Origin of the sequence: Mesorhizobium sp. 2RAF45 (assembly GCF_052115225.1) — a bacterium.
In the GTDB taxonomy this organism is placed as follows: domain Bacteria; phylum Pseudomonadota; class Alphaproteobacteria; order Rhizobiales; family Rhizobiaceae; genus Mesorhizobium; species Mesorhizobium jarvisii.
Genome location: NZ_JBFRGG010000001.1, coordinates 36,114 through 59,724 on the forward strand (window position 1 = coordinate 36,114; position 23,611 = coordinate 59,724).

General features: G+C 63.4%; 22 protein-coding genes and 1 riboswitch. Of the genes, 11 read left to right on the forward strand and 11 right to left on the reverse strand.

Features of this window, described 5'->3' with window-relative positions:
• The first annotated feature begins 47 nt into the window (after positions 1–47).
• The 7 genes from AB4Z43_RS00155 (at position 48) to AB4Z43_RS00185 (ending at position 5,278) form a co-directional block, all read left to right on the forward strand.
• On the forward strand, positions 48–1,175 hold the full coding sequence (locus AB4Z43_RS00155) for an S-(hydroxymethyl)glutathione dehydrogenase/class III alcohol dehydrogenase (protein ID WP_019858413.1): 1,128 nt from the start codon (positions 48–50) through the stop codon (positions 1,173–1,175).
• Positions 1,176–1,242: 67 nt separating this feature from the next.
• Entirely contained in the window at positions 1,243–1,812 is a 570-nt protein-coding gene (gfa, locus tag AB4Z43_RS00160) for an S-(hydroxymethyl)glutathione synthase (protein ID WP_027046885.1), read from the forward strand.
• Between the two features lie 63 nt (positions 1,813–1,875).
• A complete protein-coding gene (locus tag AB4Z43_RS00165; RefSeq protein ID WP_441935302.1) occupies positions 1,876–2,343 on the forward strand; it encodes a YaiI/YqxD family protein in 468 nt (155 codons plus the stop codon).
• A gap of 30 nt (positions 2,344–2,373) precedes the next feature.
• Entirely contained in the window at positions 2,374–3,051 is a 678-nt protein-coding gene (locus AB4Z43_RS00170; protein ID WP_019858416.1) for a DUF1345 domain-containing protein, read from the forward strand.
• A gap of 97 nt (positions 3,052–3,148) precedes the next feature.
• Entirely contained in the window at positions 3,149–4,030 is an 882-nt protein-coding gene (locus AB4Z43_RS00175; RefSeq protein ID WP_038647057.1) for a cytochrome b/b6 domain-containing protein, read from the forward strand.
• A gap of 1 nt (position 4,031) precedes the next feature.
• Positions 4,032–4,841: a molybdopterin-binding protein gene (locus tag AB4Z43_RS00180; protein WP_441935303.1), complete on the forward strand. Its 810-nt coding sequence runs from the start codon at positions 4,032–4,034 to the stop codon at positions 4,839–4,841.
• A complete protein-coding gene (locus AB4Z43_RS00185) occupies positions 4,841–5,278 on the forward strand; it encodes a GNAT family N-acetyltransferase (RefSeq protein ID WP_051726801.1) in 438 nt (145 codons plus the stop codon). The genes AB4Z43_RS00180 and AB4Z43_RS00185 overlap by 1 nt, the downstream gene beginning before the upstream one ends.
• Here AB4Z43_RS00185 and AB4Z43_RS00190 read toward each other — a convergent pair.
• On the reverse strand, positions 5,275–6,276 hold the full coding sequence (locus AB4Z43_RS00190) for a hypothetical protein (RefSeq protein ID WP_441935304.1): 1,002 nt from the start codon (positions 6,274–6,276) through the stop codon (positions 5,275–5,277). The genes AB4Z43_RS00185 and AB4Z43_RS00190 overlap by 4 nt on opposite strands.
• A gap of 276 nt (positions 6,277–6,552) precedes the next feature.
• A riboswitch (glycine riboswitch) is annotated at positions 6,553–6,639 on the forward strand.
• 149 nt (positions 6,640–6,788) lie between these two features.
• On the opposite strand from AB4Z43_RS00190, the gene gcvT reads away from it, so the two are divergent.
• The 3 genes from gcvT to gcvP are packed head-to-tail and all read left to right on the forward strand — an operon-like array spanning position 6,789 to position 11,092.
• Positions 6,789–7,889: a glycine cleavage system aminomethyltransferase GcvT gene (gene gcvT, locus AB4Z43_RS00195; protein WP_038647063.1), complete on the forward strand. Its 1,101-nt coding sequence runs from the start codon at positions 6,789–6,791 to the stop codon at positions 7,887–7,889.
• A gap of 5 nt (positions 7,890–7,894) precedes the next feature.
• Positions 7,895–8,263 (forward strand): glycine cleavage system protein GcvH, encoded by a 369-nt coding sequence (gene gcvH / locus AB4Z43_RS00200; RefSeq protein ID WP_027046888.1) that lies wholly within the window; start codon positions 7,895–7,897, stop codon positions 8,261–8,263.
• Between the two features lie 15 nt (positions 8,264–8,278).
• Positions 8,279–11,092 (forward strand): aminomethyl-transferring glycine dehydrogenase, encoded by a 2,814-nt coding sequence (gene gcvP / locus AB4Z43_RS00205; protein ID WP_441936128.1) that lies wholly within the window; start codon positions 8,279–8,281, stop codon positions 11,090–11,092.
• Here gcvP and AB4Z43_RS00210 read toward each other — a convergent pair whose 3' ends face one another.
• The 10 genes from AB4Z43_RS00210 to cpaB form a co-directional block, all read right to left on the reverse strand.
• Complete coding sequence (locus tag AB4Z43_RS00210) at positions 11,093–12,268, reverse strand: GGDEF domain-containing protein (protein ID WP_441935305.1); 1,176 nt, start codon at positions 12,266–12,268, stop codon at positions 11,093–11,095.
• Between the two features lie 173 nt (positions 12,269–12,441).
• Positions 12,442–12,915 carry a tetratricopeptide repeat protein gene (locus AB4Z43_RS00215; protein ID WP_019858425.1) on the reverse strand — a complete coding sequence of 158 codons (474 nt, stop codon included), beginning with the start codon at positions 12,913–12,915 and terminating at the stop codon, positions 12,442–12,444.
• A gap of 161 nt (positions 12,916–13,076) precedes the next feature.
• Complete coding sequence (locus AB4Z43_RS00220) at positions 13,077–13,904, reverse strand: hypothetical protein (RefSeq protein ID WP_441935306.1); 828 nt, start codon at positions 13,902–13,904, stop codon at positions 13,077–13,079.
• A 110-nt stretch (positions 13,905–14,014) separates the two neighbouring features.
• Positions 14,015–14,980 (reverse strand): type II secretion system F family protein, encoded by a 966-nt coding sequence (locus tag AB4Z43_RS00225; protein WP_202359856.1) that lies wholly within the window; start codon positions 14,978–14,980, stop codon positions 14,015–14,017.
• 1 nt (position 14,981) lies between these two features.
• Entirely contained in the window at positions 14,982–15,947 is a 966-nt protein-coding gene (locus AB4Z43_RS00230) for a type II secretion system F family protein (protein WP_441935307.1), read from the reverse strand.
• Positions 15,948–15,951: 4 nt separating this feature from the next.
• A complete protein-coding gene (locus AB4Z43_RS00235; protein ID WP_019858429.1) occupies positions 15,952–17,373 on the reverse strand; it encodes a CpaF family protein in 1,422 nt (473 codons plus the stop codon).
• Entirely contained in the window at positions 17,370–18,584 is a 1,215-nt protein-coding gene (locus tag AB4Z43_RS00240) for an AAA family ATPase (protein ID WP_019858430.1), read from the reverse strand. Before AB4Z43_RS00240 ends, AB4Z43_RS00235 begins: the two co-directional genes overlap by 4 nt.
• A gap of 35 nt (positions 18,585–18,619) precedes the next feature.
• The gene (locus tag AB4Z43_RS00245; RefSeq protein WP_019858432.1) at positions 18,620–18,889 is read right to left on the reverse strand and encodes a hypothetical protein; all 270 of its coding nucleotides are present in this window, start codon (positions 18,887–18,889) and stop codon (positions 18,620–18,622) included.
• 4 nt (positions 18,890–18,893) lie between these two features.
• Positions 18,894–20,312 carry a type II and III secretion system protein family protein gene (locus AB4Z43_RS00250; RefSeq protein WP_394811855.1) on the reverse strand — a complete coding sequence of 473 codons (1,419 nt, stop codon included), beginning with the start codon at positions 20,310–20,312 and terminating at the stop codon, positions 18,894–18,896.
• Positions 20,313–20,369: 57 nt separating this feature from the next.
• Positions 20,370–21,275 (reverse strand): Flp pilus assembly protein CpaB, encoded by a 906-nt coding sequence (gene cpaB, locus AB4Z43_RS00255; protein WP_038647074.1) that lies wholly within the window; start codon positions 21,273–21,275, stop codon positions 20,370–20,372.
• 258 nt (positions 21,276–21,533) lie between these two features.
• Here cpaB and parE point away from each other — a divergent pair, with 258 nt between their 5' ends.
• Positions 21,534–23,591, forward strand: a complete 2,058-nt coding sequence (gene parE, locus AB4Z43_RS00260) for a DNA topoisomerase IV subunit B (RefSeq protein ID WP_064984353.1) — start codon at positions 21,534–21,536, stop codon at positions 23,589–23,591.
• The last annotated feature ends 20 nt before the right edge of the window (positions 23,592–23,611 follow it).

The window sequence follows — 23,611 nt, forward strand, 5'->3', positions numbered from 1 at the left end:
AAAAAACCTGAAACCTTGGAAAAAAATTCGCATTTGGAGGACGCCCTATGAAAACCCGCGCCGCTGTCGCTGTCGCCGCCGGAAAGCCGCTGGAGATCATGGAGGTCGACCTCGACGGTCCGCGCGAAGGCGAGGTGCTGGTCGAGATCAAGGCGACCGGCATTTGCCACACCGACGAGTTCACGCTGTCGGGCGCCGATCCCGAAGGCCTGTTCCCAGCCATTCTCGGCCATGAGGGCGCTGGCGTGGTGGTCGATGTCGGCAAGGGCGTCACCTCGGTCAAGAAGGGCGACCACGTCATTCCGCTCTACACGCCGGAATGCCGGCAGTGCCCGTCCTGCCTGTCAAGAAAGACCAATCTGTGCACGGCGATCCGCGCCACGCAGGGCCAGGGCTTGATGCCCGACGGCTCGTCGCGCTTCTCGATCGGCAAGGACAAGATCTTCCACTATATGGGCTGCTCGACCTTCTCCAACTTCACCGTGCTGCCCGAGATCGCGGTGGCCAAGGTCAATCCGGACGCTCCCTTCGACAAGATCTGCTACATCGGCTGCGGTGTCACCACCGGCATCGGCGCCGTCATCAACACCGCCAAGGTCGAGCAAGGCGCGACCGCCGTGGTCTTCGGCCTTGGCGGTATCGGCCTGAACGTCATTCAGGGCCTGAAGCTTGCCGGCGCCGACATGATCATCGGCGTCGATTTGAACAACGACAAGAAGGCATGGGGCGAGCGGTTCGGCATGACGCATTTCGTCAATCCGAAGGAGATCGACGGCGACATCGTGCCTTACCTCGTCAACATGACCAAGCGCGGCGCCGACCAGATCGGCGGCGCCGACTACACGTTCGACTGCACCGGCAACACCAAGGTGATGCGCCAGGCGCTGGAAGCCTCGCACCGCGGCTGGGGCAAGTCGGTCATCATCGGCGTCGCCGGCGCCGGGCAGGAAATCTCGACGCGGCCGTTCCAGCTGGTCACCGGCCGCACCTGGATGGGCACCGCCTTCGGCGGCGCGCGCGGCCGCACCGACGTGCCGCGCATCGTCGACTGGTACATGGACGGCAAGATCCAGATCGATCCGATGATCACCCATTTGCTGAAACTGGACGAGATCAACAAGGGGTTCGACCTCATGCACGAGGGCAAGTCGATCCGAAGCGTCGTCGTTTACTGAAGCAAGCCACACGCCGCCGACCGACCGGCCAGCGACCTCTGTGGTTCACAACTGGGAGGAGAAAAGAATGGCGGAGAAACTGCATCCGAAAATCGACAATGGCCTGCCAAAGGAGAGCGCGAGCTTTGCCGGCGGCACGCTGGTCTGCGCCTGCACCAGCAAGCCGGTCAAGGTGAAGGTCAAGGGGCAGATCGCCCACAACCATGCCTGCGGCTGCACCAAATGCTGGAAGCCGGAAGGCGCGGTATTCTCGGTGGTTGCCGTGGCCGGCACGGGCGACGTCACCGTCAGCGAGAACGGCGACAAGCTGAAAGTGGTCGATTCCGCGGCGCTGATCCAGCGCCATGCCTGCACCGGCTGCGGTGTCCATATGCACGGCCCGGTCGAGCGCGACCATCCCTTCAAGGGCCTGACCTTCATCCATCCCGAGCGCTTCGTCGAGGATGGCTGGTCGCCGCCGGGGTTTGCAGCCTTCGTCTCGTCGATCATCGAATCCGGCGTCGATCCAAAACGGATGGACGGTATTCGCGCGCAGCTAAGGACAATCGGGCTCGAACCCTATGACTGTCTCAACCCTGGCCTGATGGACTATATGGCCACCTGGACCGCGAAGAAGTCCGGCGCCTTGCCGGCCTGAACACTGTAAGATTTCAGGCAGGGGCCGGACACGTTTCCGGCCCCTGTCCGTTTCGGAGGGATTATGCCCGCACCCGCCATCTACGTCGATGCCGACGCCTGCCCGGTCAAGGCCGAGGTGGAAAAGGTCGCCGAGCGCCTCGGCGTCGTCGTCACCTACGTCTCCAATGGCGGCTTGCGGCCATCGCGCGATCCAATGATCCGCAATGTCGTGGTCGCCAAGGGCGCCGACGCCGCCGACGACTGGATCGTCGAGAATGCCAAATCCAACGACATCGTGATCACGGCGGACATTCCGCTTGCCGCCCGCGCGGTGGCGCTCGGGGCGCATGTGCTTGGGCCAACCGGGCGGCCGTTCACGCCCGAAACCATCGGCATGGCGGTGGCCATGCGCGACCTCAAGCAGCATTTGCGCGAGACCGGTGAGAGCAAGGGCTACAATGCCTCCTTCGCGCCGCAGGACCGTTCGCGGTTTCTTGGTGAACTCGACCGCATCTTGCGGCGCGCGCTGAAATCCGCCACACCCGGCTAGAAACCGAGCGCGATCAAGGGTGGAGACGTCATGGCCATCGAAGCCCCGATCCAGAAACCTATGCAGCGCCATATGCTGTTCGCAATGTCGGCGTGTTTCGGCGCGTTTGCGCTGCTCGTGGCGTTGCTGCTGCACGCCCCGCTCGCCTATTCGATCGGCGCCAATGCCTTTTTCGCCGCCTACGTCATTCTCGTCGTCAGCCAGATGCCCAAATTCACCGGCAAGTATCTGAGCAAGAATGCGCGCGCCACCGACCAGCCGGTGCTGGTCATCTTCGCCGTGACGCTCGTCGTCGTTGTCGTCGCCGTTGTCTCGTTGTTCCTGCTTATCAACCAGAAGAACAGAGGCAATTCCGTCGAACTCGGTTTCGCGCTGCTGTCGATCCCGCTTGGCTGGTTCACCATCCATGCCATGGCCGCACTTCACTATGCGCATGTCTACTGGATGGACGGCGATGCGGTGGACGCTGAAACCAAGAAGAAAATCCCGGTCGGCGGATTGCTGTTCCCAGGCGACAAGCGCCCGGAAGGTTGGGATTTCCTCTATTTCTCGGCAGTCATCGGCATGACGGCGCAAACCGCCGACACCAACATCTCGACCACGCATATGCGCTGTGTCGTCCTCGTCCACTCGATCCTGTCGTTTTTCTTCAACACGGTCATCGTCGCCGCGGCCGTCAATCTCGCCGTCAGCCTGGGTGGCCCGTAATAAATCCGTGATCGGGTGAAACATCGGTTTGGATCGCGACGTATCAGGAGGACAATGAACGCGCAGGTCACGCCGCGAGGCCGGGAGACGAGACAAAATGGAATCCGTTGCCAGAAGCCAATCCGCCACCGGACCGGACGCTCCCGTGTCGAGCGACAGCACGCTGATCTACCGGCAGTCGCGGTGGACGCGGCTGACACACTGGATCTGGGCCATTTCGCTGTTCTTCATGCTGCTTTCCGGCCTGCAGATCTTCAACGCCCGGCCGCAGCTCTATATCGGCAAGCAATCCGGCTTCGGCTACAACAACACCATTTTCGAAATCGGCGCCGAAAACACGAGCGCCGGGCCGCGCGGCTTCACCGAGATCTTCGGGCACCGCTTCGACACGACGGGCGTGCTCGGCTGGTCGGGTCCGCCAGGCAACGAGACGGCGCGTGGCTTCCCGTCCTGGGCGACCATCCCGTCCTATTATGACCTCGGCACCGCCCGCGTCGTGCATTTCTTCTTCGCCTGGATCCTGACGACGACCTTGATCGTCTGGCTGGTCGCAAGCCTGGTCAACGGCCATATCAGGCGCGATCTCGCCCCGCGCCTCGACGACCTCAAGCGGCTGCCGCGGGACATAGTCGACCACGCGAAGCTGAAATTCCATCACACACGTGAATACAACACACTGCAGAAGATGGCCTATGGCGGTGTGCTGTTCGTGCTGTTGCCGCTGATGATCATCACCGGCCTTGCCCTGTCGCCCAGCATGAATTCGGTGCTGCCTTTCCTCAACGAAGTGCTCGGCGGCCGGCAGACGGCGCGCACCATTCATTTCACCGTCATGCTGCTGCTGGTCGGCTTCTTCATCATCCACATTCTGATGATCCTGGCCGCCGGCCCGATCAACGAATTGCGCTCGATCATCACCGGCTGGTACCGCACCGACCCTCCCGCGCATGACGACAAGACGACCGAGAGGAGTGCCTGACATGGCGAAGTTTGAGATCAGCCCCAATTTTCAGATCAGTCGAAGGAAATTCCTGACCGCCGCCAGCCTTGGCGCCTCGGGTATCATGCTGTCGGGCTGCGACGCTTTCGACAGCCAGTTGAGCATCGGCAGCGGCCTGCGCAGTTTCCTCGAAAACGCCAATGGGCTGACATATCGCGCGCAACGCCTGCTTGCCGGCCGTGACGCGCTGGCACCGGAATTCACCGAGGCCGATATCCGCCAGCCGCAGCGGCCGAACGGCGTTACCGCCCCTGACGACGACACCTACAAGGGCCTGCTCGCCAACAATTTCGCCGACTGGCGGCTGGAAGTCTCGGGCCTCGTCGAAAAGCCGCTGTCGCTCAGCCGCGAGCAGCTTCAGAACATGCCAAGCCGCACGCAGATCACCCGCCACGACTGCGTCGAGGGCTGGAGCTGCATCGCCAAATGGACCGGCACGCCGTTGTCGCTGGTGCTCGACCAGGCGGTGGTCAAGCCGCAGGCGCGTTACGTCATGTTCCACTGCCTCGACACGATCGACCGCAGCCTATCCGGCGACATCAAATATTACGGCACGATCGACCTGATCGACGCCCGCCATCCGCAGACGATCCTCGCCTACGGCCTGAACGGCAAACCGCTCCCGGAAGAAAACGGCGCCCCGTTGCGCGTCCGCGTCGAACGCCAACTCGGCTATAAGATGCCGAAATATCTCTACAAGATCGAGTTGGTCGACGGCTTCGCCAATGTCGGCGGCGGCCGCGGCGGCTATTGGGAAGACAATGGCTATGACTGGTATGGCGGGATTTGATGACCACCCGCATACAGGCCGAGCACGATCTTTCGCCGATCGAGTTGAGTTCGCTCGAGGAACGCCTCCACAACGACAACCGGCGCGCGACGGGCTGCGCCGATGACCGGGGACTGGCTTTCGTTATTCGTGACGGTGCAGGACATGCGATCGGCGTTGCCGCCGGCTACTCTTGGGCGAGCACGTCCGAGCTGACATTGATGTGGATTGACGAGGCCTATCGCGGTCGCGGCTATGCAAGGCAGTTGCTCAGCGCTTTTGTCGCTGAGGCAACGGTTCGAGGAGTCAGGAGAATTTGGGTCTCCAGCCACGACTTCCAGGCACCGGGCCTCTACGAAAAGGCTGGCTTCCGGCGCATCGCCGAACTCGCGGAATGGCCCGAAGGCCACTCCAACATCATCCTTTGTAAAACGACAGCAGCGGACGGTGCACTTTAGGCAACCTTCTCAAGCAGCGGCCTCAATGCCGGATGTATCTCCGGCGAGGCGTGCTTGATCAGGGTCAGCAGCGCGCGCTCGTTCTCGTACAGAGGCCTATCCACGCCGATATGCTCGACCAGCCATTTGGCTTCGCCGGCATCGATCGTCTCGGCACGGCGGGCCAGGGCCTCGGCCGCCCTGTTCTTGGCCTCCCATTCGGCCTCGATGTCATCGGGGGACCGATAGGCCTCGATGACGCCAGCAAGGCTGCCGGAGACCATGCGGCTGAAGAACCCGCCGATTGCCGGCTCGGCATGTTCGAGGAAGCTCTCCTGGCGCAGCGCCACGTCGCGGGTCGGCGCCTCATAGCCGGCCGAACACATGACGAAATTGGCGATCGCCTTGACGAAAAGGTCGTTCCAGGACGGATCGTTCTTGGCCTGGGCGGTGTGCTCGTTGATCCTGAACAGCACCTCGGCCTCGCCGCGGGTGATGGCGATGTTGCCGTCGCCGCCATGGGCGTAGAGGATGCGGCGCAGCAGCTCGACTTCCGCCTTGGCGATCAGTCCGGGCACCAGCACGCCGCCCAGCATCAGCGGCCCCTTGCCGTCGATGACGGCATGCGCGACCTGCTCCAGCGCATAGACGCAAAGCTTGCTCGGCGAGGATCTCGCCTTTTCCAGCACATGGACCAGCAATTCGAGTTCGGTGCGGCTGTCGACCATGCCGTCGCGCGAAATAGTGCGGACCAGCCAGTCGGCATTGTCCTGCGAGATATAGCCGGACGGCTTCTCCTGGTGGACGATGTAGTCGGTCACCGCCTCGACGAAGAACGGTGCCCACTCCGCGCATTTGTCCTGGGCCGTCTGGTCGAGAGCGAACAGCGCCTCGGCCTCGCCTCGCGTCACCACGCCATCGGCGAACACGTCGCGGCGCAGCATCACCACATCCTCCGGGGCAATGCGATTCTTCGAGGTCAGCCCCGCCACCGGCGCGCTCATGATCAATTCGCCCATTGTCGTCCCCGTCCGCCCCAAAGCGTTACATCGGCCCGCTATATCAGGAGTGTCTTGAAAAACCGGCAAACGGCGTGGTTAGCGAAGACTTGCCGGCCAGTGCATGTCGCCCAAAAGTGCGCAGCGGTTTTAGGAAAACGACATGCATCAAACAAAGAGCTAAAGCGCATCACCTGAATCCGTTTCATCGCGACGCACCTTTGATGTCGCTGGGAGGTGACAAGGTGTCGCCGACGGGCTATGGATGGCGCGTCGAGGGCTCGGGATTCTGAGTCCTACCTGTTTGCGGGAGAGAGCAGCGAGAGCTGCCGCCGAAGGGGAAATCGCCCGAAATCTCTCAGGCAAAAGAACCGTAGACGGGAAAGACACTCTGGAAAGTCGGGGCTTGCCCCCGCGCCGAAGGTGTAAGCGCCGCTGACAGAGTTCCGGCTGCGCGAGTCTCTCAGGCTTCAGACAGAGGGGCACGGACTGGTCGCCATTCGCGGCCGATTGCGTGCGACTCTGGAGACGACATGACGGGCGACGACTCAAAACACCTTCCCCTCGAAGATATCCACACAGCCGCCGGTGCGCGCTTCGGCGCCTTTGCCGGCTGGTCGATGCCACTGACCTATCCGGCCGGCGTCATGAAGGAGCACCTGCACACCCGCGAGCATGCCGGTCTCTTCGACATCTCGCACATGAAACTGTTCGAGGTCAGCGGACCGCAAGCGGTTGCGCTGCTCGACCGCGCTTGCCCCTTGGATGCCGGCGCGCTCGAAATCTCGCAGTCGAAACTGTCCTTCTTCCTCAATGAGGCCGGCGGCATCCTCGACGACCTGATCGTCACCCGGCTCGGCGATACAAGGTTCATGGTGGTCGCCAATGCCGGCAACGCCGCCGCCGACGAGAAGCATCTGCGTGAACTGGCCGCGAATTTCGATGTGAAGGTCGAGCCGCTCGACCGCGTCTTCCTGGCCATCCAGGGACCCGAGGCCTGGGCAGTCCTGTCCCGTGCCGGCATCGAGACCGGCTCGCTGCTGTTCATGCACGGGGTCGAGCCGCGGAAAGACTGGTTCATGAGCCGGTCGGGTTACACCGGCGAGGACGGTTTCGAGATCGGCCTGCCGGAGGCGGACGCGCGTGATTTGGTCACGAAGCTGCTCGAGGATGAACGCGTTCTGTGGATCGGCCTTGCCGCGCGCGACAGCCTGCGGCTTGAGGCCGGCCTCTGCCTGCATGGCCAGGACATCACGCCGGAGACCGACCCGGCCGCCGCCGCGCTGATGTGGGCAATTCCCAAGGACATCAGAGCTTCCGGCGCCTTTATCGGCGCCGACGCCTTGCGCGCCGCCGTCGAACGCGGCCCGGCGCAAAAGCGCGTCGGCCTGAAGCCGGAAGGCCGCCAGCCGGTGCGCGCCGGTGCCGCCCTGTTCGATGCCGACGGCAATCACGCCGGCCATGTCACGTCAGGCGGCTTTGGCCCCTCGGCCGGCCATCCGGTCGCCATGGGCTATGTCGCCGCAGCGCTGGCAAAGCCCGGCACACGGTTGTTCGCCGACGTACGCGGCACGAAGATCCCCGTCGATATCAGCTCCCTGCCCTTCACCCCTCATCGCTACCGCAAAGGATGAACTCCATGGCAACGACCTATTTCACATCAGATCACGAATGGCTCCGCGTCGAAGGAGGTATCGCCACGGTCGGCATCACCGACTACGCGCAGGAGCAGCTCGGCGACCTCGTTTTCGTCGAACTGCCGGAGATCGGAAAGAAGCTGACCAAGGGCGACACCGCCGTCGTGGTCGAATCCGTCAAGGCGGCCTCCGACGTTTACGCGCCGGTTGACGGCGAGATCACCGAGGCCAACGGCACGCTGTCTTCCGACCCGTCGCTGGTCAACTCCGCGGCAACCGGCGCCGGCTGGCTGTGGAAGATGAAGCTTGCCGACGAAAGCCAGCTCGCCGGCCTCATGGACGAGGCCGCCTACAAAGCCCATATCGCCTGAAATCAGGACTTAGAGATAATGACCACAGCACTTACCCCCTTCTCGGCCCGTCATATCGGTCCTGGCGTGAACGATGTCAGAGCCATGCTTGCGGTGATCGGCGTCCCTTCCGTCGAGACGCTGATCAGCCAGGCCGTGCCGCAGTCGATTCGCCTCGACCTGCCGCTGACCTTGCCCGCGCCGGCCAGCGAAGCCGAAGCGCTGGCCGAATTGTCGGCGACCATGGCTGGGAATACCGTGCTGAAGAGCTTCATCGGCGCCGGCTATCACGGCGTCCACGTGCCGCCGGTCATCCAGCGCAATCTGTTCGAGAATCCGGCCTGGTACACGGCCTACACGCCCTATCAGGCCGAGATCAGCCAGGGTCGTCTGGAAATGCTGTTCAATTTCCAGACCTTGGTCACCGAATTGACCGGACTGCCGGTGGCATCCGCCTCGCTGCTCGATGAAGCAACCGCTGTCGCCGAAGCGGTCGGCATCGCGCTGCGCCACCACCGTGACAAGCGCAGCAAGGTGGCGTTCGCCGGCACGCCGCATCCGCAGACGCTGGATGTGGTGCGCACCCGCGCCGAACCGCTCGGCATCGAGATCGACGGCGAGACCATCGACGACAACACCGCTGCCCTGCTCGTCTCCTGGCCCGACACCTTTGGCGTCTATGGCGACCACAAGGCCGCGATCGACAAGGCCCGCGCCACCGGTACCATCGTCGTCTTCATCGCCGATCCGCTGGGCCTGACGCTGACCGATGCGCCGGCGAAACTCGGCGCCGACATCGCCGTCGGCCCGATGCAGCGGTTTGGCGTGCCGATGGGCTTTGGCGGCCCACATGCCGCTTACTGCGCCGTCTCCGATAAGCTGACGCGTCTGATGCCCGGCCGCCTCGTCGGCCAATCGACCGACAGCAAGGGCCGGCCCGGATACCGCCTTGCCTTGCAAACGCGCGAACAGCATATCCGCCGCGACAAGGCGACCTCCAACATCTGCACCGCGCAGGCGCTGCTCGCCAACATGGCGACGGCCTATGCCATCTGGCACGGCCCCGCCGGGCTGCAGGCGATCGCCGGACGCATCCACGCTCTGGCAAACCGTCTGGCGAGCGGCCTCAAGGCGGCGGGCGTTTCGGTGCTCGGCGCCAGCCGCTTCGACACGGTGACGGTGGAGGCGAAAGGCAAGGCCGCGCAAATCGCCGAGGCTGCCGAAAAGACCGGCCGGCTGCTGCGCGTCCTCGACACCGACCATGTCGGCATCGCCTTCGACGAGACCTCGACAGACGCCGATCTCGACGCGATCGCTTCCCTGTTCGGCGCCAAGGCTGCCTCCTCGGCCGACAGCACCGTTCCCGGCAAGCCGCGTGGAAAGGAGTTTCTGACCCAGCCGGTCTTCAACGAGAACAAGTCGGAGACCGACATGATGCGCCTGCTGCGCCGGTTGGCCGACAAGGATCTGGCGCTCGACCGCTCCATGATCCCGCTCGGATCCTGCACCATGAAGCTCAACGCGGCGGCCGAAATGATGCCGGTGAGTTGGCCAAGCATCGCCAATCTGCATCCCTTCGCACCGGCCAGCCATTCGGCCGGCTATCGCGCCATGATCGGCGAGCTGGAAGGCTGGCTGTCCGAAATCACCGGCTTCGACGCGGTCAGCCTGCAGCCCAATGCCGGCAGCCAGGGCGAATATGCCGGCCTGCTCGCCATCCGCGCCTATCACCGCTCGCGCGGCGAAGGCCATCGCACGGTCTGCCTGATCCCCTCTTCCGCGCATGGCACCAATCCGGCGAGTGCGGCGATGGCCGGCATGAGCGTCGTCGTCGTGCGCTGCCTGGAAGACGGCAATATCGACATGGACGATATGCGGGCCAAGGCCAACGAGCATTCCAAGAATCTCGCGGCGCTGATGTTCACCTATCCCTCGACGCATGGCGTCTATGAAGAAGGCGCGCGCCACCTCTGCGCCCTCATCCACGAGCATGGCGGCCAGGTCTATTTCGACGGCGCCAACCTCAACGCGCTGGTCGCGCTCGCCCGGCCCGCCGATATCGGCGCCGATGTCTGCCATATGAACCTGCACAAGACCTTCTGCATCCCGCATGGCGGCGGCGGCCCCGGCATCGGCCCGATCGGCGTCAAGGCGCATCTGAAGCCCTATCTGCCGGGCCATGTCACCGAAGGCTCGGCGCATGCCGTGTCGGCGGCACCCTTCGGCAGCGCTTCCATCCTGCCGATCACCTGGATGTATATCCGCATGATGGGCGCCGCCGGACTGAAGCAGGCCACGGAGACCGCCATCATCTCGGCCAACTATGTGGCGACGCGGCTCGCGCCGCACTTCCCGCTGCTCTACAAGGGCCGGCACGATCGCATCGCGCATGAGTGCATCCTCGATACCCGCGTGCTCAAGGACAGCGCCGGCATCAGTGTCGATGACATCGCCAAGCGCCTGATCGACTATGGCTTCCACGCGCCGACCATGTCGTTTCCGGTCGCCGGCACGCTGATGGTCGAGCCGACGGAATCCGAGCCGAAGCGCGAACTCGACCGCTTCTGCGAGGCGATGATCGCCATTGCCGGCGAAGCGGCGAAAGTCGCCAGGGGCGACTGGCCCTTGGCCGACAACCCGCTGGTCAACGCGCCGCACACCGCCGCCGAGACGCTGGCAGGCCAGTGGACCCACCCCTACTCGCGCCTGGAAGCGGCCTATCCCGCGGGCGACGCCGATACGGCGGCCAAGTACTGGCCGCCGGTGTCGCGCATCGACAATGTGGCCGGCGACCGCAATCTGGTCTGCTCCTGCCCGCCGCTGTCGGATTACCTGGGCGCGGCTGAATAACTAGGCTGAGCGCAAGGCCGGCTTGACCGGTTCGGCCTGGCCCATTCTTTTGCCGCTGATGACGCAGTTTCGGCCGGCGCGCTTGGCCGCGTAGAGCGCGGCATCCGCCTCGGCCAGCACCTCGTCGAGGCTGCTGCCGTCGGCGCCGCCGAAGCCGATGCCGCCGCTGACCGTGCTGCGCAACGGACCGAGCGGGGTAGGAACGATTTCGGTGCCGAAGGCGACGCCGATCTTGCTGGCGAGATCATGGGCTCGCTCTTCCGTCATCCGCGACATGACGATGGCGAACTCCTCGCCACCCAGGCGAAAGGCGTCGACGCCGGTCCTGGCATATTTCCGGATGACGGCGGCGAAGCGGCACAGGACCTGGTCTCCGATCGGGTGACCGTAGATGTCGTTCGTCCTCTTGAAGTGATCGAGGTCGAACATGACGACCGCCATGAAGGGACCGAAGGGCCGCTCGCCGTGGAGGGACATCAACCCGCGACGGTTCATCAGCCCGGTCAATGGATCGGTCATGGTCTCGGCCTTCAGCTCGATCTGCGCCTGCAGATGATGAAGCGAGAGCGTCAAGGCGCCCAGACCGGTCATGCAGGCTACCGCCACGACGGAATTCAGACGTTCGGCCCAATTGTCGGGCGCCGCCCCGAGCGTCCATTGCCCCTTGGCCATCAGAACCACGCCGCAAAGGGCAAACGACACCGCGCAGGTGCCACTCAGGAACGAAACCACCAGCAGGATCCGGCGATCGTGGCTGCCATTGACCCAGAACATGGCTCCGATCGTCGACAGCAGCACGGTCACCGTCGCGTAGGTGACGATGAAGCCGACACCGTCAAGGCCGAGGAAGGTGAAGGCCGCGCAGACAGCCATGGCGGCAAGTGTCGGCATGATCGCACGCCTGTGGTCCGGCACGCCGAGATACTGCATGGCCGAAAGGCAGATGATCAGGAAGCCCAGGCTGAGCAGCGCCAGCGCAATCTGGCAAAGCAGCGGATCAGGCTCCTTGGTGTAGCGCCAGAACAGGATCACATGCGCGACAAGCACGAGAATGCCGCACGCGACCGTCAGCACGAAACGCGCCCGCGGCGCGGTGAGCCAGATGGCAAACATGGTGACGGCAAGGCATGTGCCCGACAGCGCGGCCGCGAGCAGGAGCGAACTGAAATCCAGCATATCAGGCGGGGGCCTCTCGAGCGTCGGCGGTTACGCCGCATTCTAGGTCAGCGGCAGCCCTCGAACATGGTTCTCAGCCGATCTTTCGACCCAGGCTGCGTTTAGGGTTTACAAAGCGTCGACAGTGCTTGTGTGGAAATCGACCCTTGGGCGGCGCGAGGATCAAACGCGCATCAGCCCTTGTTCAGCAAGGCGAGATTGGCGTTGACGACCGTCGGGTCGGCCATGCCGGCCTTCGCCTCGAGCAGCAGCGCTCTGGCCTTCTTCTTGTTGCCGCGCAGCAGTTGCGAATAGCCCATATTGTTGACGATCTGCGGTTTGCGGCCGGCGACCTTCAACAGCTGGCCATAGGCGCGGTCGGCGAAGTCGAAGCGGCCGAGCTCGTCATAGGAGGCGGCCAGCCCCATCCAGGCCTCCGCATTGTCGGCCTTCAGCTCGACGGCCTTGCGGAAATGCTGTTCGGCGAGACCATAATTGGCGTCGCGAAACTGCGCCTTGCCCTGCGCCAGGTCGGATGTGTCGACATCCTTGGCCGCCGGCTGGATCGCGGTCGTCTTGGTCGTGTCGACGTTGTTGTTCGTCGTGCACCCGGTGATCATCAGGACGGCCGCCATCGTGGCCATCGCCGCAAATTGTGTCTGACGCATGCCCTGCCCCGTCGCCCGATTTGCCGGGTCGTTCTTCAGGTAAAGACATTAGAGCAAAGCGATTAAGCTTCGGTACCGAAATGCAGCTAAGATTTGGTTTCCGCAATTACCAGCCATTAACCACCGGACCCCAACGCCTCAAGCGGACGCGGGGGACGGTCTCACGGCGGATCCATTGCCTTGAGCTCGGCCGGAACCGGATAGCGGTGGCCGTCATAGCGCAGCCGGTAGGTCCGGCTCATCGACTTGCCGGGGTGGGACTGGCACTCGCCATCCTTGTCGGGGAGCGGCTCGTCGGTATCCTTCCGCTCTACCGCGATGATGTCATGGTAGCCGCGATGGATCCTCGGGCTCATCGCCAGGCTGACCTGGCTGGAATGAAAGGATCCCGCGCAACTGGTGTCGCCTTCGCCGCCATGGCCGGCTACGGCAAGCCCGTCGAGCACCGCCTGCAGCGCATTGCCTGATATGGCGTAGAGCCGCAGGTCGGTTTCGTTGAAGGGATTGGGCTGTGAATGATTGGCCATGTCGATGCGCAGGCCGAAGGCGGTGACACCCGGCGCCAGCCCATAACGGGCGGTATCGAATTCGATTCCCCGGATGGCGACGGCATCGTCGTTCATCAGCCTGGGCTGGAGCAGGCGCTGGCGTACCTGCAGGGTCTTCCTGTCGACGACCAGAAGCTCGATGTCGCCAACATGCTGGCCGTCGGCGGATTGGACGCTGTCGATCAGCGGCACCGCGACCAGCAACAGATCGTCATGGGCAGGCCAGACCTTGCAGAGCAGGCCAGGCATACCGTCCTGCGGGACCGCAAGCGGGATGCTGGTATGCGGTTCGAGCGTGAACGAGCGGCCGTCGGCGCTCTTTTGAATCTTGGGATAAGCCTGCCGCAACAGCGCGGCGGCATCGCCGCAATCATCGGCCGCGGCCAGGGCGGGCCACAGACTGGCCGCGGCAAGAGCGGCGGCACACAACAATATTCGCATGGGGATCCTCATGTCGCAGGGCCGAGTTCGGGCAGCAACTTGTTGGCCAAGCTCCGTATCAAGCTCGGCAAGCCGCGATGCGCAGGCTTGCCACTGAACATCGATGTCGCCTAGTGGTTACCCGTCATTTTGACGATGATCGGGATGATCGCGATCATCAGCACCACCGGCAGGATGCACACCGTCACCGGTATCGACATCTTGGCCGGCAAGGCATGTGCCTTTTCCTCGGCCAGCGACATGCGCTTGTGGCGCATTTCGTCGGAGAAGACGCGCAGCGCGCCTGACAGGCTGGTGCCGAGTTCCTTCGACTGCTGTAAGAGCGTGGCGAAGGAGCGAACCTCGTCCAGGCTGAGGCGGTCGGCGAGAGCCTTCAGCGCATCGTCGAGGCTGCGCCCTGCCCTCAGTTCCAGCGACACCAGCTGCAAATTCTGGCTGAGCGCCGGATAGGTCTTGGCGAGCTCCTTCGAGACGCGCTCGATACCGGCTTCCATGCTCATGCCGGCATCCGAACAGACGATCATCAGATCCATGAAGTCGGGAAAGCCGTTGCGGTACTCGCGCATCTTCTCCCGCACCTGCTGGGTCAGCACCAGGCCGGGCAGGAAATAACCGGCCACGCCCGACAGGATGACGAACGCCCAGCGGCTGGTCATCGTCGCTTCGGCGCTGGCCAGCCACTGGTTGAGGACAAAGGCGCCGATCGCGCCGCCGACCAGCGCGGAAAAGCGTATGATGAAGAACGTGCCGGCGGCGCGCGGCTCCATATAGCCGGCCTGGATCAGCTTCATGCGCAACCGGGCGACATTTTCCGGATCGCTCTTGGCGTAGAATTCCTGCGCCCGCTTCACCGCCTTTTCGCGCACGACATTGGCGTTCTTCTTCTGCAGCGGCTCGGGCTTCGCGGCCACCGCGCCATGGTCGACCTTGAGCCGGCGCTTCACGTCGTTGCGGTCGCCCTTCGCCGCCACCATCGGCCAGGCGACGGCGACGCTGCCCAGGGCCAGAAGCAGGATCGCCACCGGCATCAGGGAGGTCGGTGCGAGCGAGGCGAGGAATTCGATGAAGCCCTGCATGTCAGAACCTGAAATTCGACATTTTGAACATCATCAGATTGCCCAGCATCAGCCAGGTCACGGACCCGCCGATCAGGTACCAGGTCTTTGGCTCGTCCCAGACATCACGGTAGAAGCCCGGCATCAGCGCCATGATGGCGGCAAACAGCAGCGCCGGTATCGCCGTCAGGATGTAGGCCGACATGCGGCCTTCGGTCGAGATGGCGCGCACCTTGCGACGCAGCTTGCCGCGCTCGCGGATCGTCAGCGCCAGGCCGTCGAGGATTTCGCGCAGATTGCCCCCCGAACTGGACTGGATGGAGACGGCGGTGATGAACAGCGGCAGATCCTCATGGCCGACCCTGTCGAACAGCGAATTCAAAGCCGAGACCAGGTCGGAACCATAGGTCACCTCATCGGCGATGACGCCGAACTCGGTGCCGATCGGATCGGGCATTTCGCGCGACACCATGGCGATGGCCACCGGCACGGGGTGACCGGCCTTGAGGCCGCGCGTGATCAGTTCCAGTGCCTCGGGCAGCTGCATGCCAAAGCGCTTAAGCCGACGCTTGCGCATGGAGCGCATCGCCATCACCGGCACCAGCGGCAACAGCACGACGAACAGGAGAAGCCCCATCAGCAGTGGCAAGCCGTACCAGATGGCGACCAGGGTCATGGCCATCGCCACACCCGAGGTGATCATCAGAAATTTCGACAGCGGCATGATCATGCCCGACTGCGTACGCAGCGCGCGGAACCGGTCTGGCGAGAACAGCGAGGTGCCCGCGTCGAGGCCGCGCTCCTTGCGCAGCTGGATCAGCACCTGCTCCTGGCTGATCTTGCTTTCCTGCAGCTTCATGCGCCGGTTGATGGCGGTGCGCTTGTCGCTGCGGCCGGCATAGAGGAGATAGCAGGCCTCGGCGATCATGATGCCGGTCAGTGCTGCCCCGGCATAGACGACATAGATTGCGCTTAGCCCGTCGAACACCCGGCTACTCCTGCGGCCGGCCGGGTTCGAAGTACCGTCCGGGAAACTCGATGCCCATGGCACGCAGATCCTCCAGGAAGCGCGGCCTAATGCCGGTTGCCTCGAAATAGCCGAGGATGCCGCCATCGGCATCCATGCCGGTGCGCACGAAGCGGAAGATCTCCTGCATCTGGATGACGTCGCCTTCCATGCCGGTCACCTCGGCAACGCTTGTCACCTTGCGCTTGCCATCGGAAAGCCGGGTCAGTTGCACGATGATGTCGATGGCGCTGGCGATCTGGCTGCGGATCGACTGCACCGTCATCGGCATGCCGGTCATGCCCAACATCTGTTCGAGGCGCGAAATGGCATCGCGCGGCGTGTTGGCGTGGATGGTCGCCATCGACCCTTCATGGCCGGTGTTCATCGCCTGCAGCATGTCGAAGGCCTCCTCGCCGCGGCACTCGCCGAGGATGACGCGGTCGGGGCGCATGCGCAGCGCGTTCTTGACGAGATCGCGCTGTTTGAGTTCGCCATGGCCCTCGATGTTGGCGGGACGCGTCTCCATGCGCGCGACATGCGGCTGCTGCAGCTGAAGTTCGGCCGCGTCCTCGATGGTGATCAGCCGCTCGTCTTCGGGAATGAAGGCCGACAGTGCGTTGAGCATAGTCGTCTTGCCGGTGCCGGTGCCGCCCGAAATGATCGTCGTCTTGCGGGCGTGCACGGCCGCCGCCAGCACTTCGGCCATGTTCTGCGTGATGGCGCCGAATTCGACCAGCTTGTGCAGGCCGAGCTTGTTCTTGGAGAATTTGCGGATCGACACCAGCGGCCCGTCGACGCCGACCGGGCGGATGGCCGCGTTGAAGCGCGAGCCGTCCAGCATGCGGGCATCGACCATCGGCTGCGATTCGTCGACCCTGCGGCCAACCGCGGCGACGATTTTGTTAATGATTCTAAGCAGATGCGCCTCGTCCTTGAACGGGATATGAACCTGCTGCAGCTTGCCCTTCTTTTCGATGAAGCAGTTCTGGTGGCCGTTGATCAGGATGTCGTTGATGTCGGGATCCTTGAGCAAGGGCTCGAGCGGACCAAGGCCGACCATCTCGTCGACGATATCGTCGACCAGCGCTTCAAGTTCGGCGGTGTTGATCGCCATCCGCTCCTGGCGGGTTTTTTCCGAGACGAAATCATGCACCTGCCGGCGCATCTCCTCCTTGGGCAAACGCTCCAGCGCCACCAGGTTGATTTCCTCGAGCAGCATGCGGTGAATGCGCACGCGCGCATCGAGCACCTTGTTGGCGTTCTTTGCCGGCGCGACATCCGGCTTTGCCGGCAAAGCCTTCCGGCTGGTCGGGATGACGACCGCATGATGCGCTACCGGCGTTGTATCAGCCGGGCGCTGCGGACGCGTATCGCGGTTCTGCAGGGTGGAAAAACGGCTGGTCATCCGGCCTTCCTCTTCAAGAAGCCCTTGCCGAGACCGAACAGCGATTTCGATTTGGCTCCGGTCGCGACGGCCTCCTCCGGCAGGATGATCTTCTTCAGATCGTTGACGACATTGGCGTTGGGATCGATCTCGTGCAGCGGCACGCCGCGGTCGACCGCCTCGCGCACCAGCCGGTAATTGTTGGCGATACCGCCGACGAAATGCTCGCCAAGGATCTCCTGGACATCCGCCTGCTTGATGCCGTTGTCGAACATCTTCTGCTCGAAACGGTTGACGATGACGTTCGGCTTCACTTCCTTGCCGGCGGTCTCGTAGACCGCCTGGATCAGCCTTTGCGTGTGGCGCAGGCACGGCACCGTCATTTCGGCGACGATATAGAGCTTGTTGGAGCCCAGCAGCACGGTCTCCGTCCAGGGAAACCAGGTGCGCGGCATGTCGATGACGACATTGTCGAAATAGGCCGAGACGAGGTCCAGCATGCGAACCACGACATCGGTCTTGAACGAGCGCATCTCCGACGGATGCGTCGGTGCCGCCAGCACGCAAAGCCCGCTGGCATGCTTGGACAGCATCACGTCGAGCAATTGCCGGTCGAGGCGTTCGGGCTGGTTTTCGATCTCGGTGATGTCGAAACGCGGCTCGAGGTCGAGATATTCGGCACAGGCGCCCTGCTGGAAATTGAGGTCGACCACACAGGTCGAGGCGCCGCGCGTCACCGAGTGATGCAGTTGGAATGCGGTCTGCAGCGCCAGCGTCGTGGTGCCGACGCCGCCGGCGGCCGGCATGAAGGTGTAGATCTGCGATTCGGTGTTTTCCTCGCGCCCCGGCCCTTGCAGGGCCCGCACCACCGAGCGCACCAGATCGGCCGTGGTGATCGGCTTGACCAGGAAGTCTGCGACCTTGAGCTGCACCAGGATGCGCACCGCGGCGGCGTTGAATTCCTGGGTGACGACAACCACCGGCGCCTTGCCCTCCAGACGGCGCATGACGCGCTGCAGCGACTCGACTTCCTCCAGTCTCGCCGCGTCCATGTCGACGATGATGGCGCCGAAGTCCGCCTCCTGGATCTCGCCGCGCAGTTCGGTGACATTCTTTTCCACCGTCGAGAGCTGGATGATCTCGGAGGCGGCGAATGCGGTCCGCGTGTCCTGCACGAAGGTCCTGTCCGTCGATACGAGCAGGATCTTCTTGGTCTTGATGCCGTTTGCCATTTTTGTCAGCCTGTGAGCGCGATCGCCCTTTGGGGTCAGTTGCCCGTGGTCGTCTGCGATGCCTTCGAAGCGGCGGCCTGATCCGGCGTGACCGGCCCGGCATCGCCACGCTTGGCAGGCACGAGAAGCCTTGTGTTCTGGACGCCGTATTTCCAGGGATCGACCATCTGCATGACGGTGTTGGCGGCCTGGGCGTCGCCGGAGCCCGGCGTCACCCCTTCTGTGCGTATGTAATCGTCGCTGGTGCAGCCGCCGGCCAAACCGGCAAGAAGCAAGGCGACACTTGATGTCAGGACCAGACGCATGGTTTCAGTCCTTCGGCAGGTCGAGGAAGTGCCCGACCGTGGTGGCGGGAGCGGTCCGTGCGGCGCTGCCATCGGCCAGCGCCAGCGCCCGGCCGGTGTCCGATGCCTTCACTTCCTCGGTGTTGTTGAGGAAATAGTCGACATTGCTGGCCGGCCGCGTGCCATCGGTCGGCTCGAGCATTTTCTTCGACGGATCGACCGGCTTGACCAGGTAGGGCGTGACGATGATGACCAGATCGGTCTCGCGCCGCTGATAGGATTTCGACGAGAACAGCGCCCCGAGCACCGGCATCTTGCCGAGGCCGGGAATGCGCGACGTGGTGATGTCGTTTTGCGACTGCAGCAGTCCCGCGATCATGAAGCTCTGGCCGTTCTTGAGATCGACCGAGGTCTTGGCGCGGCGCACGATGAATCCCGGCACGGAGATAGTGCCGATGTTGTAGGAGGACGACGCATCGATCGAAGAGACTTCCGGCGCGATGTCGAGGCTCACCAGCCCGTCCTTGAGCACGGTCGGCGTGAAGTCCAGGCTGACGCCGTATTTCTTGTAGCTGACGGAGATCTTGCCGTTGTCCTCCGAGACCGGGATCGGGAATTCGCCGCCGGCCAGGAAGCTCGCCGTCTCGCCCGAGCGGGCGATAAGGTTCGGTTCCGCCAGACGGCGGGCGAGGCCGCGCTCTTCCAGCGCCTTGATAGCGATGTCGATCGACACGCCGTTCGACAGCAGCCGGCCGATGATTTCACCGGTTCCCGCTGCCGGCACCGTGCCGGGGTCGAGCGAAACATCGCGCCCGCCGAAACCGTAGGCAAAATTGGCACTGTATTTGGCGCCCAGATCCTGCCCCGCCTGGCGATTGATCTCGACGAAGCGGACATTGAGCTGAACCTGCTGCGACGACGAGATGTTGACCGAATTGATCACCTCCTCATTGCCGGAAAAGCGGCTGGCGATCTTGCTTGCCTTGTCAGCGGCGACCGCGTCGTCGGCCTCGCCCGACAGCACGACACGGCCATTGGCCGACCCGACCTTGATCTTGGCGTCCGGCACGCTGGCGCGGATGGTGCTGGCCAGTTGATCCGTGTCGAGCGTCACCTCGATGTCGACGGTGCCGACGAGCTGCTTTTTCTCGTCGAACAGCGCAACGCCGGTGGTGCCGAGATTGTTGCCGAGCACATAGAAGGATTTGTCGGTCAATGGATTGACGTTGGCGATCTCAGGATCGCCGATGACGATCTGGTAGAAGGCGGCACTCGTCACGATCGTCTTGGGCTTGCCCTTGGCAACCTTGATCGACGCATTCTTGGCCGCCGAGACATAGACGATGTCATTGTCCGCCTTGGCCACGCCGGGCAAGGCGAGCATTCCGCCCGCAACCAGCGCAGCAGCCATCGCCAGAGCGCGCGCAAAGCGCGATCGATCCATCATTCGATATAGGGTACGCATCACAATTGCCCTGTCCCGTCCGGTCCCCACCGGCCTTTACTTCTGGTCCGGCGCAGGAACCTGATATTCCTCGGCCTTCGTGCCGCGCGTCACGATGACCGTCTTGAATTTCGGCTTCTCCGGCTCCTTGGTTATCGCATCGAACAGCGAGCCGGCCGCGGCCTGAGCCTTGGCCGCCACCGATCCGCCAAAAGACGAGATGGTGGTGACGCCGTTCTTGCCGTCGCCGCCTTCGGAGGCTGAGCGCAGCGACAGCGACAGCGTGCCGACGGTGCGGGCAAGCGCCACTTTCTGCGCGCCTTCGGTCGTCACTTCAATGGTCACGGAATTCGTGATCTGCGGCGTCGTCTGGCGCTCGTCGGCACCCTGGCCGACACTCAGCACCTTGGCGTCGGCAACGACGATCTCGGAGGTGACGGTTGAACCGGCAGCACCTTGCGCGTTCTTGGCGACCTCCTGGATTTCGCCGGCATCGCGCGTCAGCACGACATCAACGCGGTCGCCCGGCGTGACGAAGCCGCCGACGCCGGCGATCTCGTCAGTGCGGATGGTCACCGCTCGCATTCCGGGCGTAAGCATGTTGGAGAGCGTAGCGCGGCCGTTCGGCCCCGACAGCTTGGTCAGCAGCACCGGTTCGTTGACCTCGATCGGCGACAACACGATGCGATTGCCCTCGCCGAGCAATCCGTCGATGGTGGCAAAGGCACCTTGCGGCAGGGAATCTTGTGGCCAGGGGATTTCGATCAGCTTGGCGCGGTCAAGTTCCTGGCCGTAGCGCAGCGGCGCGTTCGCCACCACGATGGTCTTGAACTCGATCCTGGGCGGGGCGGGAGCGGCGATCGACGCCGTCTTCTCCTCGGCATCGGCTTTGGCCTGGCTCTTGACCCAGAAATCCGCGGCAAAGATCGAGATCGCGCCGAAAACGGCGGCGATACCGATCATCGTTATGGCCTTGCCCCTCACGCCGAAAACCCCTGATGCCGTCGTTTCTTGTTATGTTGGGCTCACGCTAGGCCGCTTTGTTAAAGAATCAGGAATGTAGAACGGTGGTATTGGACCTATTTCCGCCCGCTTGGTTATCGAATGGTTTTAGGATAAGACGGGTCAAATCCCCGAACGTAACAGGAACCTCCGTCGCTTGGCGCTGAAAAGCGTGGCAGTATCGGCGAGTGATTCGCAGCACCGGACCCTTTGGCAGGCATGGACGACAACAACGATCTCTTCGGCAATATGGACAAGCAGCCGCAGCCGGTTCGCTCACCGGCGCGCCCGGCCGACCCGCTTGTGCAGGCAGCAGCCAAGCGCCCAGCCGCGACCAAGGATGGCAGCGAGGGCTATAGCGCCGCCGACATTGAGGTGCTCGAAGGCTTGGAGCCGGTGCGCCGCCGGCCAGGCATGTATATTGGCGGCACCGACGACAAGGCGATGCACCATCTGTTCGCCGAGGTCATCGACAATTCGATGGACGAGGCGGTTGCCGGCCATGCCACCTTCATCGATGTCGAGCTTTCGGCCGACGGGTTTCTGACCGTTACCGACAATGGCCGCGGCATCCCGGTCGATCCGCATCCGAAATTCAAGAAGCCGGCGCTCGAAGTCATCATGACGACGCTGCATTCGGGCGGCAAATTCGACTCCAAGGTCTATGAAACCTCCGGCGGCCTGCACGGCGTCGGCGTTTCCGTGGTCAACGCACTGTCGGACCATCTCGAGGTCGAGGTCGCGCGTGGCCGCCAGCTTTATCGCCAGCGCTTTTCGCGCGGCATTCCGGTAAGCGGCCTGGAGCAGCTTGGCGAGGTCCACAACCGGCGCGGAACGAAAATCCGCTTCCATCCCGACGAGCAGATCTTCGGCAAGGGCGCGGCCTTCGAACCGGCGCGGCTCTACCGCATGACGCGCTCGAAGGCCTATCTGTTCGGCGGCGTCGAAATCCGCTGGACCTGTGATCCCTCGCTGATCAAGGAAAAGGACCAGACCCCGGCCAAGGCGGAGTTCCATTTCCCCGGCGGCCTGAAGGACTATCTCAAGGCATCGCTCGGCGACGACTTTCAGGTGACGCGGGAAATCTTCGCGGGAAAAAGCGAAAAGCAAGGCGGCCATGGCTCGCTCGAATGGGCGGTGACCTGGTTCGGCGGCGACGGCTTCATCAATTCCTACTGCAACACAATTCCGACCGGCGAAGGCGGCACGCATGAGGCCGGCTTCCGCAACGTGCTGACGCGCGGCTTGCGCGCCTATGCCGATCTGGTCGGCAACAAGCGCGCCTCGATCGTCACCTCCGAAGACGTCATGATCTCGGCGGCCGGCATGCTGTCCGTGTTCATCCGCGAGCCTGAATTCGTTGGCCAGACCAAGGACAGGCTGGCGACGATCGAGGCAATTCGAATTGTCGAGACCGCGATCCGCGATCCGTTCGACCATTGGCTGGCCGACAATCCGCAGGAAGCCTCGAAGCTGCTGGAATGGGTGATCGCGCGCGCCGACGAGCGGGTGCGCCGGCGTCAGGAAAAGGAAGTGTCGCGCAAGAGCGCGGTGCGCAAATTGCGCCTGCCGGGCAAGCTCGCCGACTGCACGCAGAATGCGGCGGCCGGTGCCGAACTGTTCATCGTCGAAGGTGACTCCGCCGGCGGCTCGGCCAAGCAGGCGCGCGACCGCGCCAGTCAGGCCGTACTGCCATTGCGCGGAAAAATCCTCAACGTGGCCAGTGCCGGCAATGACAAGCTGGCCGCCAACCAGCAGATATCGGACCTGATCCAGGCGCTCGGTTGCGGTACGCGCTCAAAATACCGCGATGAGGATTTGCGCTACGACCGCGTGATCATCATGACCGACGCCGACGTCGACGGCGCCCATATCGCCTCGCTGCTGATCACCTTCTTCTACCAGGAAATGCCGGCGCTAGTGCGTGGCGGCCATCTCTACCTGGCGGTGCCGCCGCTTTATTCGATCCGGCAAGGCGGCAAGGTTGCGTATGCCCGCGACGACGCGCACAAGGACGAGCTCCTGCGCACCGAATTCACCGGGCGCGGCAAGGTCGAGCTTGGCCGCTTCAAGGGCCTGGGCGAGATGATGGCCTCTCAGCTCAAGGAGACCACAATGGATCCGAGGAAGCGCACGCTTCTGCGGGTCGATGTGATCGACGCCGAGGCAGCGACCAAGGACGCGGTCGACGCGCTGATGGGCACCAAGCCGGAAGCCCGCTTCCGCTTCATCCAGGAACGTGCCGAATTCGCCGAGACGGAAGTGCTGGATATCTAGCCGCTGGCCAGTTTAGCTTG